General features: G+C 36.5%; 4 protein-coding genes. All 4 read left to right on the forward strand.

Features of this window, described 5'->3' with window-relative positions:
• The first annotated feature begins 281 nt into the window (after positions 1 to 281).
• Genes ACFFIP_RS17720 through ACFFIP_RS17735 form a run of 4 tightly spaced genes read left to right on the forward strand, consistent with a single transcriptional unit; the run spans position 282 to position 3,904 of the window.
• The gene (locus ACFFIP_RS17720; RefSeq protein WP_382389095.1) at positions 282 to 632 is read left to right on the forward strand and encodes a helix-turn-helix domain-containing protein; all 351 of its coding nucleotides are present in this window, start codon (positions 282 to 284) and stop codon (positions 630 to 632) included.
• Positions 625 to 1,695 (forward strand): DNA cytosine methyltransferase, encoded by a 1,071-nt coding sequence (locus tag ACFFIP_RS17725; RefSeq protein ID WP_382389096.1) that lies wholly within the window; start codon positions 625 to 627, stop codon positions 1,693 to 1,695. The genes ACFFIP_RS17720 and ACFFIP_RS17725 overlap by 8 nt, the downstream gene beginning before the upstream one ends.
• Positions 1,685 to 2,944 carry a DNA cytosine methyltransferase gene (locus ACFFIP_RS17730; protein WP_382389098.1) on the forward strand — a complete coding sequence of 420 codons (1,260 nt, stop codon included), beginning with the start codon at positions 1,685 to 1,687 and terminating at the stop codon, positions 2,942 to 2,944. The genes ACFFIP_RS17725 and ACFFIP_RS17730 overlap by 11 nt, the downstream gene beginning before the upstream one ends.
• A 6-nt stretch (positions 2,945 to 2,950) precedes the next feature.
• Entirely contained in the window at positions 2,951 to 3,904 is a 954-nt protein-coding gene (locus ACFFIP_RS17735) for a restriction endonuclease PLD domain-containing protein (RefSeq protein WP_382389099.1), read from the forward strand.
• The last annotated feature ends 622 nt before the right edge of the window (positions 3,905 to 4,526 follow it).

Below are 4,526 nucleotides of genomic sequence, written 5' to 3' on the forward strand. Positions count from 1 at the left end.
ATAGGGCCGGAAAAAGATTATATTGTAGCGGACAACTGAACGGACACATAACAAGCGAATTGCCGTCAGGCCCCCAGGAGAGCAAACTACGGAAAGGGCCCGACGGCAATTCTCCTACCGTTACCACACATACTAAAAAAGCTAGCCGCACATTTCAGCACATTTGTTTTTCCCAACGCTTTATCCAAACACTAAAAACAAAAGAGCTGAAATTTTTCCAACGCACTTGACCCTAAATTGACAAATTATTTTTACATTTGCCTAAAATAGATCAAACCATAATGAGTAAAACCCTAAATATGACAAGTTTTGGCAACTTCATAAAAGTGGAGCGAGAGAAAAGAGAATGGACTCAAACTGAATTTGGTGCTAAAATCGGTATCAATTCAAGTGCTATAAGTCGAATTGAAAATGGCACAAAAAAATTCAGTGTTTCAAAGCTGAAACTACTTTCTGATGTTTTGCAGATTGACACTCAAAAAATCAATGATTTATTTTTTGCAGATAAGTTTGCTCGTGAAGCCTATAAATACAAGTGTTCTGACAATGTATTTGCAGTAGCAGAAGGAACAGCAACTTATCTAAGAAGTATTAACACGAAACAAGGAAAAATAAACTTTGACAATGAGTAGAAAATTAACAGCAATCGATTTATTCTCAGGGTGTGGTGGTTTTTCATACGGCTTCCAACAAGCAGGTTTCCACGTTGTTTTGGGTGTTGACAACACTGAAATTGCTCTAAAAACATTTGAGAAGAATCACAATAATTCTAAAGCACTTTTACTTGATTTACACAAAGAAAGTGCAATTGATACAATAGTTGATGAAACAAAAAATAAAGAAATAGATGTCATAATTGCTGGACCTCCTTGCCAAGGATTTTCTCTTACTGGAACACGTAACGAAAATGACGAAAGAAATTCACTTTTCTACTCTGTTTTTAGACTTGCAGAGCGTCTAAATCCTAAAGCAATAATTATTGAGAACGTGCCGGGACTATTAAATCTATATGGCGGAAAAGCAAAAAAAGAAATAATTCGACTTTGTGACGAAATGGGTTACAATTGCAACCCAAAACTACTTTTTGCTCCCGATTATGGTGTTCCTCAAATTCGCAAACGAGTATTTTTTGTTGCTCTTAGAAAGGAGTTTGGAGTTTTTGAATTTCCAGAGCCAATTTTAAAAGAAGAACAATATATAGGCTGCGAAGATGCTATTGGCGATTTACCTGACCTAGTAACTAACCTTGGAAGTGAAAATTTAGAATACGACAAGAAGCCATTTAGCAATTATCAAAAAATGATGCGAAATGGAAATAAGGTTTTGAAAAACCATACTGGAACACAACATACAGAACACGTAATAAATGTAATTTCACTAGTTCCTGAAGGTGGTAACCATAAAGATTTACCTCCTGGTGTAGGAGATTCTAGAAAATTCAATGAAGCTTGGACTAGATATCATAGTAAAAAGCCTTCAAAAACAATTGATACTGGACACAGAAATCATTTTCATTATAAATGGAACAGAGTTCCAAGTGTTAGAGAAAATGCTCGTCTTCAATCTTTTCCTGACGATTTCGAGTTTCTAGGAAACAAAACTGAACAGTATAGACAGGTTGGAAATGCTGTGCCACCACTATTGGGCAAAATACTTGGAGAACAACTTTTAAAGCATTTGAATTATGAAGTTTAATGTTATTGATTTATTCGCAGGTTGTGGTGGTTTGACTGATGGTTTTCTTCAAACAGGTAGATTTAACACATTAGCAGCTGTTGATTGGGAATACCCAACAGTTCAAACATTAAAAAAACGTCTAATTACAAAATGGAATTATGAATTTGATGATGTCAATGTATTGCATTTTGATATCCAACGCACAGACGAACTAATAAATGGATATAATGACCCTGTTTTCGGAAGTAGCGAAGGTGTTGATTCCTTAATTGAGAATAAATCTGTAGACCTAATTTTAGGTGGTCCGCCTTGCCAAGCATATTCTATTGCTGGTCGAGTTCGTGATGAAAATGGAATGCAGGACGATTACAGAAACTATCTTTTTGAGAGTTATGTAAAAATGGTTCAGCATTACCAACCTAAGGCTTTTGTTTTTGAAAATGTAGAAGGCATTCTATCTGCAAAACCCGGGGGAATACAAATTGTTGACAGGATAAAAATTGCATTTGAAGAAATTGGATATGAAATAACAGACAATTTAAGGTCAAACGCACTTTTTGACACTTCATACTTTAATGTTCCACAGAAAAGAAAACGAGTAATAATTTTTGGAGTTAAGAAATCGGAACATAGTGCCTTAACTGTTAGAAATTTTTATGCAAGACTCAAAGCAAAGGCATCCAAAAATCCAATGTGTTCAAAAACAGCATTTGACAATCTTCCTAAGATATTTCCTTGTCAGAATAGCACAAAACATTCTCATTCTGTAAAACTGAATGGCGTGCCATTACCAAAGAACCACGAACCACGTACACACAGCATTAGAGATATAGAGATTTTTAAACTTTTAGCAACTGATATAAAAACTGGAGAAGAAAAATATACTTCAAGTCAAGCATTAATACAACTTTATAAAGAAAAAACAGGAAAAGATTCCAATTTTCATAAATACCACGTTATTAGAGAAGACAAACCAAGTAATACTATCCCTGCCCATTTATATAAAGATGGTTTAAGACATATTCACCCTGACCCAGAACAAGCTCGTTCAATTACTGTAAGAGAAGCTGCAAGATTACAGTCTTTTGATGATGACTTTGAGTTTTTAGGTTCGAAAGGTGACCAGTACAAAATGATTGGAAATGCAGTGCCACCAAAATTTGCAAAAATTATTGCTGAAACAATTTTAGAGATTTTTGAAAACGAAAAAGAAGACCTAACAATAAAAACAGGACTTTTTAAAAATGAATTTACAAACTCAATTTAGGATAATATGCTCTATACAGAAGACTTAGAAGAATTAATATTTCATAGGCATCAAATGCACGAAACTGACGAGCTAATTGTCCTGTCGGGTTATTTAGGTCCAAGACCTGTTGCAAGACTAGAAGAGTTACCTTTCAATTCTACTGTAATTTATGGAATGTATGGTTCTGAAGGTATAAAACCTACATTACACAACTCTCTTACTTCCATACAAGGTAGTGCTGCTAACCTGAATATATTTTACTCTCAACTTCCAGTTCACTCAAAATGCTATGCTTGGCGTAGGCGGGGTGAAATAATTCACGCTTTGGTAGGCTCTGCAAATTTTTCTGTTAATGGGTTAACTACACCTTTTAGAGAAGTCTTAGCTGAAACAACTTTTGACACTTTCAGACCTTTGAACGCCTACATTCAGCACGTACTTAATAATTCTATATCCTGTCTAGAAATTGGAACAGAGAGAATAATTGAATCCATTATAAACGCTGAGTTCTGTAGTATGTCTTTACTTGGTAGAGACGGAGAAGTACAAAATGCAGCGGGATTAAATTGGGGACAAAACCCAAATAATCATACAACACCAAATGACGCATATATTGCGCTGAGAACTCAACACATTAGAGATTATCCGCATTTATTTCAACCAAAACAAATAAATCCACAGCATCTTGACAACCGTGGAAGAATGCAAAGACATAATGACTCAATTGAAATTATCTGGGATGATGGCGTTACTATGGAAGGACTTTTAGAAGGTTCTCAGCCAGTAAATGGAATGATTTATCCAAAACAAATTAGCTCTTTTCCCGCAAAAGCTGAACTCGGAGAATACATTAGAACTAGAATTGGTGTACCATTAGGTCAACCAGTAAGGAGACATCATTTAGAGAGATATGGCAGAACTGATATTCAAGTTTCACTACTTGGAGACGGAGTATATAAATTTGATTTTTCAGTATGACCACCCTAAAAGCCATACACATTGGCAAGTCGCACAAGCCAACTCACAAGCCAAAACTTGCCAAAGAGTATGTCTTTGCCAACGCTGACAAAAACGAACGAAGAAGAAGTACGTGTGGTAACATCACCTATACGCAAGCAGGGGTTTCGTGCTTCGTAGGACAGGAAAGTGGTAAATTTAAAGTTCAGTTCTTCGTAGGAAGTTCAGTGGTAAAATGCCCTGCCTGCGTATAGCTGAGAAACGTTGATGTGCAATTCAGGCGGACAACCTGTTACAAGGCTTTTTCTGTAGTTGGGCAGGAAGGTGAACGGAGGGGCTAAAAAAAAGAAAAGAGAAAGACCTCAAGTCTGTTCGGCGATGCCGTGGGAAAGCAGATCTGCTTTTAGAACGGTTCGTTCAACAGACTTGTGATGAAGTTAGCAGAATAAAATGACAAAGTCAATACCGGTCTGACTTCCAGTAGTTTCGATGCATCTTTTTTTATCATAACCTGACAGTTCGGATAAATTCCTCCGCCTACGATCGCCAACACAGGTGTTGGGGCCATAGGACGGAAGGAAAGGAAAAAGCCTATGAGGAAAAAGGAGTTGCCGCCTGAACTGGTTCAGTTGGAAAAGGAGGC

This window comes from Fontibacter flavus (assembly GCF_042432905.1).
Classification (GTDB): domain Bacteria; phylum Bacteroidota; class Bacteroidia; order Cytophagales; family Cyclobacteriaceae; genus Fontibacter; species Fontibacter flavus.